Annotated in this window: 11 protein-coding genes and 1 pseudogene; 3 read left to right on the top strand and 9 right to left on the bottom strand. The window is 53.8% G+C overall.

The genetic code is table 11. From position 1 onward, the window contains the following. Positions 1–14: 14 nt before the first annotated feature. Entirely contained in the window at positions 15–500 is a 486-nt protein-coding gene (locus IQ241_RS10415; protein ID WP_193906738.1) for a DUF3368 domain-containing protein, read from the bottom strand. 17 nt (positions 501–517) lie between these two features. Next, positions 518–754 carry a hypothetical protein gene (locus IQ241_RS10410; RefSeq protein WP_193906737.1) on the bottom strand — a complete coding sequence of 79 codons (237 nt, stop codon included), beginning with the start codon at positions 752–754 and terminating at the stop codon, positions 518–520. Positions 755–806: 52 nt separating this feature from the next. Between IQ241_RS10410 and IQ241_RS10405 the strand changes: the two genes are divergently transcribed. Beyond that, positions 807–1,691, top strand: a complete 885-nt coding sequence (locus IQ241_RS10405; RefSeq protein WP_193906735.1) for an alpha/beta fold hydrolase — start codon at positions 807–809, stop codon at positions 1,689–1,691. A gap of 7 nt (positions 1,692–1,698) precedes the next feature. Then, entirely contained in the window at positions 1,699–2,835 is a 1,137-nt protein-coding gene (locus IQ241_RS10400) for a THUMP domain-containing class I SAM-dependent RNA methyltransferase (protein ID WP_193906733.1), read from the top strand. Positions 2,836–2,838: 3 nt separating this feature from the next. Here IQ241_RS10400 and IQ241_RS10395 read toward each other — a convergent pair whose 3' ends face one another. Further along, positions 2,839–3,414, bottom strand: coding sequence for a Uma2 family endonuclease (locus IQ241_RS10395; RefSeq protein WP_193906824.1), 576 nt, complete (start codon positions 3,412–3,414; stop codon positions 2,839–2,841). Positions 3,415–3,717: 303 nt separating this feature from the next. Then, positions 3,718–3,849, bottom strand: a pseudogene (locus IQ241_RS10390) (aspartate racemase); the annotation flags it as partial. A gap of 82 nt (positions 3,850–3,931) precedes the next feature. Between IQ241_RS10390 and IQ241_RS10385 the strand changes: the two are divergent. Then, positions 3,932–4,600, top strand: a complete 669-nt coding sequence (locus IQ241_RS10385; RefSeq protein ID WP_193906731.1) for an endonuclease III domain-containing protein — start codon at positions 3,932–3,934, stop codon at positions 4,598–4,600. 189 nt (positions 4,601–4,789) lie between these two features. Here IQ241_RS10385 and IQ241_RS10380 read toward each other — a convergent pair whose 3' ends face one another. The 5 genes from IQ241_RS10380 to IQ241_RS10360 all read right to left on the bottom strand — a co-directional run bounded on the left by IQ241_RS10380 (position 4,790) and on the right by IQ241_RS10360 (position 13,422). Continuing rightward, positions 4,790–7,162 (bottom strand): EAL domain-containing protein, encoded by a 2,373-nt coding sequence (locus tag IQ241_RS10380; protein ID WP_193906729.1) that lies wholly within the window; start codon positions 7,160–7,162, stop codon positions 4,790–4,792. Between the two features lie 337 nt (positions 7,163–7,499). Beyond that, positions 7,500–8,318, bottom strand: coding sequence for a 2-succinyl-6-hydroxy-2,4-cyclohexadiene-1-carboxylate synthase (gene menH, locus IQ241_RS10375; protein WP_193906727.1), 819 nt, complete (start codon positions 8,316–8,318; stop codon positions 7,500–7,502). A gap of 127 nt (positions 8,319–8,445) precedes the next feature. Next, positions 8,446–10,176 carry a 2-succinyl-5-enolpyruvyl-6-hydroxy-3-cyclohexene-1-carboxylic-acid synthase gene (gene menD / locus IQ241_RS10370; RefSeq protein ID WP_193906726.1) on the bottom strand — a complete coding sequence of 577 codons (1,731 nt, stop codon included), beginning with the start codon at positions 10,174–10,176 and terminating at the stop codon, positions 8,446–8,448. 60 nt (positions 10,177–10,236) lie between these two features. Further along, positions 10,237–11,652: an isochorismate synthase gene (locus IQ241_RS10365; RefSeq protein ID WP_193906724.1), complete on the bottom strand. Its 1,416-nt coding sequence runs from the start codon at positions 11,650–11,652 to the stop codon at positions 10,237–10,239. Positions 11,653–11,706: 54 nt separating this feature from the next. Then, positions 11,707–13,422 carry a diflavin flavoprotein gene (locus IQ241_RS10360; protein WP_193906722.1) on the bottom strand — a complete coding sequence of 572 codons (1,716 nt, stop codon included), beginning with the start codon at positions 13,420–13,422 and terminating at the stop codon, positions 11,707–11,709. Positions 13,423–13,428 lie beyond the last annotated feature (6 nt).

The following is a 13,428-nucleotide window of genomic DNA, read 5'->3' as shown; positions in this document are numbered from 1 at the left end:
CCATTTTTGCATCATCACGAGTCAAAAAAAATTTGGTCAAAAATTGAGCGTTTGACCCGAAACCGGATATTAATTAACTCTTGATAAAGGTCATCGAGCGAGGTCTGCGGCACGCGGTTCTCCTGGCGTAATCTAAAAATAATGGCGAGAGTGCCTTTAACTTTGAGACCGAGCCGCAAAGCTTCTTGACGTGCAGCGAAATCATCTAGCAAGATGGTGTCAGCCGACAATTCCAGCGCTAATGCAATAGCTTCAGCCTCACCTTTACCAAACCTCAGAGATAACTGGCTGACTAGCTGAAGTAGATGAGCTTCTCTAATTTGAATCTGAGAATTTTTTAAGAAAGCCTGAATTTTAGAAGCCGTTTGGTCAGGCTTGGCGCTAATTTCCTGTACCACGGCTTCGGGGATATAGAAGGTTTGAGCGTCTGTCAATAAGGCATCTAGATACCCCAACTTGGATAGAAAGATTAAGGGTGAGGAGTTGATGACCGTCCGCATCGATTCAGCTAAGTCTCTCAAGCTTTCTCAATGGAAATATCAGCTTCGGATAGATAGGAAAAATCAAGGCCAATAGTATCGAGTAGTTCGATCAAAGTATCGGTTTCGAGCGCCATGAGTTCAGCAGCTTTACGTAGGCTGATCAAGCGAGCGGCCAGAGCTCCAATTACAAAAAGGAATAGCTGCTTTTGCTCATTAGCTTGAAAAACGGGCAGTTCAGCGGCGACTTGCTTCAGGGTTTCTTCAGGTGGCATTAGCATAATATAAACAGCGAGCTTTCTTCACGATAGGCTACGATGCTCTATTATGATCGACTTTCAGCCTGCCGGTTTTGGTCAGAAGAGCGTTCAAACGTCGCTAGGGACGCTGGTTTACTACACCCAGACCCGAGCCCCCTGGAGCCTGAAGGCGGGGCGGCCAACGGTGGTTTTTCTGCATAGCCTGGGGGGTGGGGCCTCGGCCTATGAATGGTCAAAGGTGTATCCCGCGATCGCGGCTACCCACCAAATTATTGCGCCCGACCTGATGGGCTGGGGTGAATCGAGCCATCCCGCTCGCCGCTATCGGATTGAGGACTACCTGCTCAGCCTAAGCGAGTTTTTGCAGATGCTGCCAGACCCGGTGACTTTAGTGGCCGCGTCCTGGACGGGCGCACTGGCGGTGCGATTGGCAAACCAGCTGCCAGAAAAGATTCGCTCGCTTTTTTTAACCTGTCCATCTGGGTTTAACGACTTTGGGACCGGGGCCGGACGGCGGCTGCCCGCGCCGATTATCAACACGCCGCTGCTGGATCAGGTGATCTATGCTCTGGGAGCGACTAACGAGTTTGCCGTGCGCAATTTCTTAGAGCAGTTCTTGTTTGCTAAGCGAGATCGCATCTCCCCCGAAATTGTCGCGGCCTACTTAGCCTCTGCCCAGCAGCCGAATGCCGACTATGCAGCCCTGGCCTTTTTACGCGGCGACCTGTACTTTGATCTGGCTCAGGACCTGCCCCAGCTTGCTGTACCGACGGCGGTGGTGTGGGGGGCGCGATCGCAGTTTACCCCTCTCAGCTTGGGCCGGCGGCTAGCGGCGCTCAGCTCGCAGGTCCAGCAGTTTCATATTGTTGACGATACTGGCGTTTTGCCCCAGCTAGAACAGCCCAGCGTTGTTGCTGGGCTGCTGGTTGGCTGGCTGAAGAACAACTTATGAGGAGATTATGACCGATTATTTTGCAACGGTCGCTCGCGGGTTGGAAACGCTGGCGGCTGAGGAGCTAGAGGCGTTAGGAGCCAGTTCCGTCACGCCGGGATTTTGCGGCGTTGGCTTCGAGGGCGATCGCGCTTTACTCTATAAAGTCAACCTCTGGGCTAGGTTGCCGTTTCGGATTCTGGTCAAGCTGGGCGAATTTTCCTGTGAGGATGCCGACGACCTCTATCGGGTCGTCCAGCAGATTGACTGGCAGCCCCACCTGACGCCCTTCCAGACGCTGGCAGTCCACGCCACCGGGCAGCTCACAGGCAAGGGCCGTCGCCTTAACCACAGCCATTTCACCGCGCTCCAGGTGAAAAACGCCATCGTGGACCAGCAGCAGGCGCAGCTGGGCGAGCGGTCTAGCGTCGATCCGCAGGAGCCGGACGTAGCGGTGAATGTGCATATCTACCGCGATCGCTGCACGGTTAGCCTGGACAGCTCAGGCGGCAGCCTACATCGGCGGGGCTACCGTCCGGCGGTGGGGGTCGCCCCGCTGAAGGAATCGCTGGCCGCCGCGCTGATTCGGCTATCGGGCTGGCAGAGCGACCAGGCGTTTTATGACCCCTTCTGCGGTTCGGGCACGCTGCCCCTGGAAGCCAGCCAGCAAGCCTTGCAGATTGCACCGGGGCTATTTCGCGATCGCTTTGGCTTTGAGACCTGGCCTGATTTTGACGTAGTCCTATGGGAGCAGCTACTGGAAGCGGCTAAAGCCAGCCGTCAGACGGAGCTGAAGGCTTTTGTGGGGGGTAGCGATCGCGACTCCGAACGCATCAATCAGGCTGAGGACAATGCCCGGTTCTGCGGCGTCGAGTCCCAGGTTCAGTTTTTCCCGACCGACCTCTCAGAAATTGTGCCGCCAGCCGCCAGCGGAATTCTTCTCTGCAATCCCCCCTACGGTTTCCGCATCGACGAAGGCGAAGATCTAGGCGCACTCTATAAGCAGCTCGGCGATGTCCTAAAGCAGCGCTTCTCCGGCTGGACGGCCTTTGTCCTCAGCGGCAATAAGCAGCTAATTCAGCAGATTGGTCTGCGGTCATCGCAGCGCATTCCCATCTACAATGGCTCAATTGAATGTCGGCTGGTAAAGTATGAGCTGTATTAGGTTCTAGAATTCAACGGCTTCGTATAAATCTGCGAGCGCAATCTCGACCGGTATGGAAGCTAACGTAAAAGCGTTCTCCAAATGGTCGTATTCCGTAAATAGCCACTGCTTGGTGGCCTGTTTGACATAGTGCTCAACATGAGGCTGATACTGGTCAATCAGCACATATTCTTGAAAGGTTTCAATCGTGCGATAGTAGGCAAACTTCTCGCCTCGGTCATACCCTTGGGTCGATTTCGAGAGCGTTTCTGCAATTAAAATTGGATTGATAACGGTATCTTTGCGCCCGGGCTGCCGTTCCGGTGGACGGGGTGTGACCATGATATCCGGGTAGGTATAGACCTGGGCTGCAGGAATCCATAGCCGCTGGTCTGCGACAAAAATGCTGTATGGGTTTCCTCTTAGCATGACCCTAAGCAGAGCATTGAGAACACTGGTAATTTCATTATGCTCAGGCGTCCCTCCTGTCATCTCAACAAGTTCTCCATTGCGAAACTCGTTGCGAATATCAGACTCTACTTCCAGAGCCAAATATTCCTCAGCCGTATAGGTTTTAGTTGGCACACCCGCAATGGTCATAACTGGCAAACCCTCAATCAGCTGCTTCAATTTTGCCACAGCATCGTATTTGAGCGAGCAGGCGACTGGTGAAGCACGCGCTGTATTAGGGCGTAGCTGAAAGCTAGAGCTCAAAGGCTACCAGAGTTCGGATAGTTTTTCGATGACGTGTTGAAGCATAGGAAACGACCGAGATGGGGAACCTCTGTCTCTTTTTTCATTCATGCAACAAAGCCGAACCGGATTGCAAAGACCTGAAACAAATCATTTAGTGATGACGTTATACACGCTCTCTTAATTGATGGGCATTGCAGTTAGAACGGCGTCGAAAAAATGTAGGATGCTCTTGGCCGAATGTAGTCCGCCCAGCCTGTGCTTGGTCGCTTCGTTGATAATGCGGTAGTACTCAAACGAGGACTCCCAGCTCATGCCGCCAATTAGCCCAATGGTTTTCATGCTATTGCCTCAAATTTAATACCCACGATAGCTTTCAAATGCGGCCACTCCAGATAGCTTAAGCATTTGCCCTGAGACCGACATGCCAACATTGCCTAATTTTAAGATTGAGACAGCTCTCGCTCAGATCGGTGAAACCATGCGCGACTATCCCAAGGCGGCGATGTTTCAGCTGGCGGCGGAGGGATACGATTCGCTCTTTGAGCAGCTGATTTCCTGCATGATTTCGATTCGCACCTATGATGAGGTGAGTTTGCCGGTGTCTCGTCAGCTGTTTGCCAGGGCGAATACTCCTGCGACCATGAGCCAGCTTGAGGTAGCAGAAATTGAATCTCTGATCCGCAGGAGCACCTTTGCCGATCGTAAGGCGGCGCAGATCCACGCGATCGCGACTACCCTAGTTGAGCAGTACGAAGGCGAACTGCCCTGCGATGCGGAGGTGATGCTCGGCTTTAAGGGCGTCGGTCCCAAGTGCGCCCATCTGGCCTTGGGGATTGGCTGCGGTCAGCCCTACATCAGCGTCGATGTGCATGTGCATCGGGTGGTCAACCGCTGGGGCTATGTTGAGACCAAAACGCCAGAAAAGACAACCCAGGCCCTAGAACAAAAGCTCCCCCAGCGCCACTGGATTGAAACCAACGAGCTGCTGATGCCCTTTGGCAAACAGATTTGTCAGGGAACACGGCCTCGCTGTTCGATCTGTCCGGTGGAGTCGATGTGTGCCCAGGTCGGTGTAAGCGATGTCCGTTAACCCGACTGAGGAACGCAGGTTTGGCTGCCTTTCGGCCTGTCTGTGCAAGGTTCTGTTGCGATTGTACCGCTGCTTGGCTCGTCTATCCCTCGCGCGCCAACGCCCTACTCAAAGGAGGCGTCTTTAGTGATTTTCTACGGAGAATCTATAACTAGATTCCCTAAATTGATGCCTGCAAATTATCAATCATCAGCGATATTCTTCGGCAAGTATCGCGGTTGCTGTCTCACTATTCAGAGGTTTTGAGAAAAAATATCCCTGTCCGTATTCGCTACGAAGTTTTTTCAATTGGGCTAACTGTTGGGCTGTTTCTATCCCTTCGGCCACCACATCCATGTCCATGTTCCTGGCTAGCTGGATAATCCCCTTGACTAGGGCTAGCTTTTCGCCGTCAACGTCAATGCCTTTGATAAAGGAGCGATCAAGTTTGAGGGTATCGATCGGAAAACGATAGAGATAGCTGAGAGACGAATATCCGGTTCCAAAGTCGTCAATCGAAATTTGAATGCCACTTTCGTGCAATTTTTTCAACGTTAGAGCTGCCATGTCAGGCCTTTCCATAATGACGCTTTCCGTAATCTCTAGTTTGATATGCCGGGGCTCTAGATGGCTCTCTCGCAAAATTTGATTGACTTGCTCAACTAAATCCAGCTGCATGAATTGTCTTGACGAAAGATTGACACTCATAGTCAGGGTCTGGGCTATCTGAAACTGTTGCTGCCAAGCCTGCATCTGAGCACAAGCCTCTCGCAGGATCCAGGCACCGATCGGGATGATCAAGCCAGTTTCTTCTGCTACTGGAATAAATTCTGTCGGGGAAACCATTCCTCGGGTGGGATGCAGCCAGCGTATCAAAGCCTCAAAACCGCTGATTCTGCCACTGCTGAGCGACACAATAGGCTGGTAGAGCACCGTAAATTCTTGCCGTTCAACGGCTTGCCGCAGGTCGGTTTCTAACTGGAGCTGAGTCACAGATTGAGCATGCATGGCGGCATCAAAAATGGCGTAGCCAGCCTTACCCTGATTCTTGGCGCGATACATGGCAATATCTGCATCCCGCAGGAGCTTTTCAGGGTCGTCATACCCGGTTGTGCTAATAACAATACCAATGCTGGTGGTAGAGACGATTTCATAAGACTTCAGGAGAAACGGTTTAGTTAAAGCCTGAAGAATTCGTTCAGAAATTTGTATTGCAACACTTGCATCTTTAATGTCTTCCAACAGAATGGCAAACTCATCTCCTCCGAATCGGGCTACCGTATCTTCGGGCCGCACACAGCTTTTCAGTCTTTGGGCGAGCGCAATCAGCAGCTGGTCGCCGATGTGGTGGCCAAGAGCATCATTGACCAGCTTAAAGCGATCGATATCCAGAAACAGCACAGCAAACTGACAGGTATTAAACCGCCTGTATCGTTTTAAGGCCTGGCCCAGCCGATCCATATACAGAGCTCGATTTGGCAGATCCGTCAAAGCGTCGTGAAACGCATTGTGCCGAAGTTGCTGCTCGACTCGCTTACGCTCGGCCAATTCACTTTGGGATTGTTCATAAAGCTCAGATTGCTGAATGGCAATTGCCACCTGGGTGTCTAGCTGCTGGAGTAAAGAAATTTCAAACGGCTGCCATTGCCGCGGACCACTACACTGATTGGCGACCAGTAGCCCCCACAATTTTTCTCCCTGAACAATTGGAGTCACTAAGTTAGCGCGAATTTGATATTCGGCCAGAAAATCAATGTGGCATTGGTCCAACCCGCCTGTATAAATGTCCTCGGTGGCCTGAACCCGACCTAGTTTATACAGGGGAACGTATTTTTCGCCAAAGCTATGGTCATGGTTGCTCACGCCTAGAATAGACTTCCAGGGGCTAGTGACCGATTCCTCGATGATTGTGCCGCTCCAGTCTGGGTTTAAGCGATAGATAAATACCCGGTCGGCCTGAAGCAACTGCCGCACCTCCGCGACAGTCGTATTCAAAATCTTCTCCAGGCTCAAATACTGACGAATCCGCTGTGCAATGCCATTTATCATGCGTTCTCGCTCGACCTGCTGCTTTGAGCGCGCCTGCATCTGATGGCGTTCTATGGCGTAGTCAACCGTCCGGAGCAGTGAGTGGTGTTCTAATTGGTCCTTGGCAATACAGTCTTGGGCACCAAGCCTGAGCGACTCAATCGACAGCATGGCATCATTACAGCCTATCAACGTAATTAGGGGCACCTGAGGCGCTGCACCATGGACCTGACTAACGATGTCTATACCATATCCATCTGGAGGGGGTAGATTGAGTAAAATGACATCGATGGCTTCTCGGCTCAGGAACTTTAGGGCCTCTGGCAGGCTCCGTATATGGACCAGCTCAAACTGTCGATTCTCGGCCAGGGCTAGCAGCTTCCGGATCAGACTGGCATCTTGTATGTTATGCGCAATCAGCAGAAGCTTAATTGGGGTGCTAATGGACTGAAGCGGATTGCTCGCCGAGTCAAACTCAGAGATTAGCTTGTGCTCTATTGGGCTCTGGCTATCGATTGAGCTGGTCCCGACCTGGGGCAAAGCAGCGCTTTTCATAGTTCATCCTCTTTAAACCCTATTTTCAGGGACCCAACCGATTACTGCTTCGGCATAAACACCTGGTTTGTATGAACTTCTAAAATAATTCTGTATTTTTTTGGCTAAGCCAAGCCCCGTAAACGGATTTGATTGGGCTGAGGTGGGATCGGACAATTAGGGGTTAGCGCAGGCTCACCAGCCAATGACCGGGTTGAAAAACCTTAGTGGCATTAGCGGAAGCGGAGCCATGCCCCTAGAGCTATAGCCTGACATCAGAAATTTTACGGATCGAGAGATACCTCAACTTTGCTCGAAATGACATCCGTAGCTTAATTATGCCGATCTGCTGAGCTACTCAAGTACCAGTAAAAAACCGCTTTACTTCAGAAACGAATCTTTCGGGTGCGGCTAAGTGGATATTGTGACTGTCGTCAGCGACGATTCTAAGCTGAGCAAGCCCGGAGAGCTCAGCCATTTGACTATTGAGGTTAACGAACTTTGAGTCTAAGCTGCCGACTAGCAGCAGCAATGGCACCTGATTTTGAGATAGGCGGTGCCAAAGAGAAGGTTGGCAGCCGGTGCTGAAATGTCGGATTGACTGGGCCAGTTCTCTCGGATTGTTCTGAAGTCGGCGCTTGAACATAGAGGCAAAACTAGGAGAACTTTTAAGCGAAGTGAATAGGGAATTGTTGTACCAGTCAGTGAGAAAATTTCGGAAGTCTTGGGTTTCGAGCTGTTGGGCAAGGGCGCGATCGCGCCTAACCCGCTCCTCTCTCTCCACCGCCGTCTGCAACCCCGGCGAAGCCGACTCCAAAACGGCAGCGCAAAAATACTCGGGAAACTGCAGCAGGAGATAGAGCCCCAGACGCCCACCCATCGAGTAGCCAACCAGTCGGCAGGGCCGAAGATCGAGCGCTGTGATCAGCTGGATAAGTCCTGCAGCAGTGGGTTCCATACCATAGCTAGCGGGTTTTCCTAAAACTTGGGTGTAACCATGGCCAGGCAAATCAACCGCAACACAGTAAAACCGATCCGCGATCGCTGTCATCACCTGAGCAAAATCCTGACCGCTCCCCATAAAGCCATGCAGAAAAAGAATCGGCGGATGCTGAGGATTCCCTACAGCCCAATAGCTGAACCGATAATCACCTACCGCCAGGAGCTGCCTGATCATCTAAGCATCGCTCCCAACGCCCTAAGCGACACTTCGCGAATAATCTTCCCCATCACCCCTAACGCCTACGGCGACGCTTCGCGAACACCCCTACCCTGCGGGAAGCCGCTATCGCGTCTACACCCCATCAGCTAATAACATCCACCAGCTCCGTCTGCCGCCAGCTAGCATCAGCCTTCCGACCTGTGCGTATCTCAATCACTCGGACGCCGCTTTGAGGCAGCGGGTTCAGGGCACCTATCAAATCCGACCACTGTTCTATGAGGTAATATGGGATGCCGTAAACCCGGCACAGCTGTTCAAAATCAATCGATTGAGGCATGGCAAAGTAGGGCTCAAACTCGGGTTCGAACTGCGAGATGGGCAGCATTTCAAAAATACCGCCGCCCTGATTGTTAATCAATACGATGGTCAAATGACCTTTCAGCTGGCGGACGTTCAAAAATCCGTTTGTATCGTGCAGCAAAGCCAAGTCGCCCGTGAGCAAGACGCTGCTGCGGTTCTGATGCGCCCAGCCCATGGCAGTAGACAGCGTGCCATCAATCCCGTTTGCACCCCGATTAAACGCGGGCTGGAACTTGAGCTGATTGGGTTGCCAGAAGGTTTCAACATCGCGCACCGGCATACTGTTAGCGATGAACAGCGGTGTTTCAGCTGGGAGATGTTTTGATAGCAGCCAGGCCACCTTTCCTTCAAACAAAGAATCGAGGTTTTCGAGTTTCTGATTCAGTCGCTGGCGAGCTATTGATTCGCCCTTAAGCCACTGCTGGCAGTACAGGCTGACAGTAGGCTTTGGCGAGATAGACAGCTGCTTAGAAAGCTGTTCCAGTAACAGAATAACAGCTTGAGTCAGGCCGTGCAGCGGGTCGAGATTGACTCCGGTACGATCTGTAATTACCCAGGTCTGCGGCTGGGTCTGCTGAAGCCACTGGCGGAGGACTTTGCTCGTCGGCAGCGGCCCCAGCTGGATGACGCAGGCGGGCTTAAGGGCATCGGCTCGCTCCGGCTGACGCAGAATAATGTCGTAGGTTGAAACCAGCAGCGGATTGAAGTCGCGATAGTTGCGCAGGGGAGACAGCCCCTCCGCCAGCACCGGCCAGCCCAGGGCCTGAGCAATTTTGCCGACGGCCTGACAGTAGGCAGCTGGGTCCGGCGGCTGGGCTGGGCCAGCAATAATCAGGCCGCGATCGCACCCCCGCCACTGATCCAACGGTAGGTCAATATCCGAATAAGACGACCGCGATCGCGCCTCCTTCACCCCGGCAAAAAACCGCGATTCGTCAAAGCTAGCCTGCAAGCGCTGAATTTCTGGGTCAGGTAGCGGCGGTAGCGGGTCGCGAAAGGGGCAGTTGAGATGAACCGGGCCGGGAGGAAAGCGCGATCGCGCCCAGGCCTGCACCATCGTCTGTCTGAGATAGTCCAGTCGCTCAACCGCTGGCGTCGCCAGCTCGCTATATCGGTTGGGAAAATCACCAAACAGCTTTTGCTGGTCAATCGTCTGTCCCGAAGCACAGTCGCGCAGCTCAGGCGGTCGGTCAGCAGTGAATACCAGCAGCGCCACACCGCTTTCTCGCGCCTCAATGATGGCCGGATAAAAATTAGCGCCCGCCGTTCCCGACGTGCAGATCAGAGCCACCGGACGATGCTGCCGCTTAGCGCAGCCCAGACCAAAAAAGGCAGCAGAGCGCTCATCCAACATAGGGATCGCCTCAATCTGCGGATGCTGAGCAAACGCCATCGTCAGCGGCGTCGAACGCGAACCCGGGCAAATAATCGCCGTCTGCAAACCCAACCGGGCCAGCGTCTCCACCGCAATCGAAGCCCACAGCGAATTCAAATTACGAAAGTCAACAGCCACCCATCACCCCATCTATTCGGCAGGGAAACCCTGCCCCTACCATCCAACTATCCACCCCACCTAAACCAACGCCGCCAAAAGCGTCTGCAGCTTCAGCCTAATCTCACTCAGCTCCCTCCCCGGCTCCGACCCGGCGACAATGCCTGCTCCCGCATACAGCCTGGCCCAGCAGCCGTCGACCAGGGCAGAGCGAATGCCGACAATAAATTCGCTATTGCCCTGGGCGTCAATCCAGCCAAGGGGGGCGGCGTAGAGTTCGCGATCGCAGGTTTCATACTGCCGAATCAGCTGATAGGCCACCTCTCGCGGCACGCCGGCCACCGCTGGGGTAGGATGCAGCTTATCGAGAATTTGCAGCGGCTGAGTCGTTGACGGCAGATAGGCGTAAATCGGCGTATGCAGGTGCTGAATCTGAGAAAGCTGGAGCAGGCTGGGTGCAGCGTTAAACTTGGGAATCAGGCCGAGCGATCGCAGCTGACGGGTAATGAATTCGACCACTAGCCGATGCTCATAGCGCTCTTTTTTACTCTGGAGCAGTCGCTGGGCCAGCAGAGCATCTTCTCCAGGGTCATCACTTCTTGCCGCCGAACCCGCTAGCGCGTCAGTCCTCAGCCGTCCGTCAGCGATGCTCAGCAGCCGCTCGGGGCTAGCGCCAACAAACGCCTGCCCCTGTCCGTTGCCTACCGAAAAGATGCAGCAGTCGGGATGCTTCTGCCGCAGAGTCTGGAGGGAAGTTGGCAAGTTAAACGGGGTTGCCGCGACAACTTCTAGGACATCGGCAATCACCGCTTTATGCAGCAGCTGCTGCTGAATCAGCGTTAAAATGGCCTGCACCGTCGTCTGGAAGGTGTCGATGTCCTTGACGATACGGTAATTAGCGCTGGCGGAGCTGGAGCGGTCTGCTGGCAGGCGAGTCTTTTCTAGCTTCAGTAATTCGTCTAACGTCCGGTCTATATCAGCTGCAATCTGCTCTAAAACAGTGGTTTCGTCTAAAAAGTAGTTGAATACAGCCGTCGATTTATCCGCTTCGGTCACGACCTGGAGCCGGGGCAAAAAGATATGAATCGGCTCGAATTGGGAATTTGCAGTCGGACTTTCGAAAAAGGTGGCACTGCAAAAAAAGCGCGGCTGCTTAGACAAAAATGAAGGCTGGGACGGGATTGAGTGGCTCAGCCAGAAATCGATAAACCGCTGCGCTTGGACAAACCGGTCGGGTCCCTGAGCAATCTGCTCTACGGCAACGTCTATGGCGACGACGGACTGCTGCCGCAGCACGTCGTCGTAGTAAAAATGTCGCTGATGTCGCTGGCCTAACGCCTGTAGTACCGCCCAGGGCGCGATCGCGGGAAGTGGAAATATTAGGCTGACCACTTGGGGCTGGTCCAGCGTTTGCCGCTGACAGTCTGCTAAGAATGAATAGATATTCCCAGTTTTAAACTCAGCTTTAAATTCAGACTGATGCGGCACAGCTGGCATGGAAAGTTCAGCGTACTGTCAGCGTACGAAGGGAAGCGTCTTATAGGTAGCATATCAATAATGACTCCCCGTCTTCCGATGATGCACGGCGGTCTTGGCATCGCTGTCGATTAGCTCGCCATTTTCGACGGTGGCGTAGACCACCCAGTGGTCGCCGCAGTCCATCCGCGACTTGACCCGGCATTCTAGATACGCGATCGCCTCTGGCAAAATCAGCCCGCCGTTTTCAGTCTCTTCGACTTCAACGCCTTCAAACCGATCTTCCCCCGGCTTAAACGGCTTGAGAAAATGTTTCATCGGGCCTAGATGCTTACCCTCAGCCAGAATATTTAGCACAAAGCTGCTGTCGGGATAGAGCAGGGTTTCGATCGCCCGATCTTTAGAAACGGCAACGGTCAACCCCGGCGGGCTAAAGGTGGCCTGAGCTACCCAGGAGGCCAGCATGGCGCTGGCCAGCTCGCCCCGCTGCGCCGTCACCACGCAGAGGGAGCCCACCAGCCGCCCAATGGCGCTTTCCACTGACGTTGCTGGCGTCTTCGGAGCCTTGGCCCGCTTTGATTTTTTCAGGGTCTGGGCAAAGTCCGTACCGGATTCTTCACAGTACTTCAGCGTCGTTTCGTCGGGGGTGAACTTGACCCGAATCGGCTCAAAGCCAAAGCTATAGCCCGCATCTTTGAATTTTCTCTCCAGCAGGTCGATCGCCTCACCGCTCCAGCCAAAGGAGCCAAAGACCCCGGCTAGCTTAGTCTTAGAAGCTGTAGAAAGAACCGTGCCTAAAGCCGTTTGAATTTGGGTCGGGGCATGGCCGCCCAGGGTTGGGGAACCCATGATGAAGCCCGCGCATTTTTCGGCGGCGGTTTTAATGTCTGAAGTTTCGGCCTGCTCGGCGTTGATCGACTCGACGGCAATCCCAGCTTTGGTGACGCCGCGCGCGATCGCTTGGGCAATCGTCGCCGTATTGCCGTAGGCCGAGGCGTAGATTAGCGCGACTGAAAGGGATTGCTCTTTTTGCTGGGCGCTCCACTGGTGGTACTGCTGGGTTAGCTCGGTAACGCCGTAGCGTACCAGCGGGCCATGCCCCACAGCATAAAGCCGGGGCGCATAGTCAGCCAGCTTTTCTAGGGCCGCCTCAACCTGGCGAGCATTGGGGGCCATCACACAGTCAAAGTAGTAGCGGCGGTCTTCCTTCAGCGATTCTCGGTCGAGGTCATAAATGGCCTCGCCGCAGACGTGCGCCCCGAAGAATTTATCGCTGTAGAGCACCTGGGTGTAGTCGTCGTAGGTGCAGAGTCCGCCCGGCCAGCGCGGTGTCGGGGTTGGAATGAAGGAGAGCTGATGGCCTTGGCCCAGGTCGAGCAGGTCGTCGGTCGTACCCTTGATCACCTGAAGGGTGGGATCGAGGTCGTCAGCGGCTTCAATTGCGATCGCGGCGGGATTTGAGCAAACTACCTTCACCTGGGGCGCTTCGGCCAAAAGCGCCTTTAGCGTTTCCATCCGGTTGGGGTTGACGTGGCCTAAGATCACGTAGTCAATTTGGGATAGGGCAATCTGCTCTTTCAGCGCGGCCAGAAATATCTCCGTGAAAGAGGCACCCGGCGGGTCGAGCAGGGCAACGCGATCGCCCTTAATCAAATAGGAATTCGCGGTCGTCCCCTTCTCCAGCGCATACTCAATCTCAAAACGCAGCCGCTCCCAGCTCCGGCAGCGCATTACGAGCGTATTCGCCGCAATGGGGAAGACTTGTACGTCACGTTCTTTAGATTCAGCCATGGCGAG

Source organism: Vasconcelosia minhoensis LEGE 07310, assembly GCF_015207255.1.
Classification (GTDB): Bacteria; Cyanobacteriota; Cyanobacteriia; order Phormidesmidales; family Phormidesmidaceae; genus Vasconcelosia; species Vasconcelosia minhoensis.
Note: the sequence above shows the minus strand (reverse complement) of the source record. Positions and strands in the feature narration are given on the sequence as shown.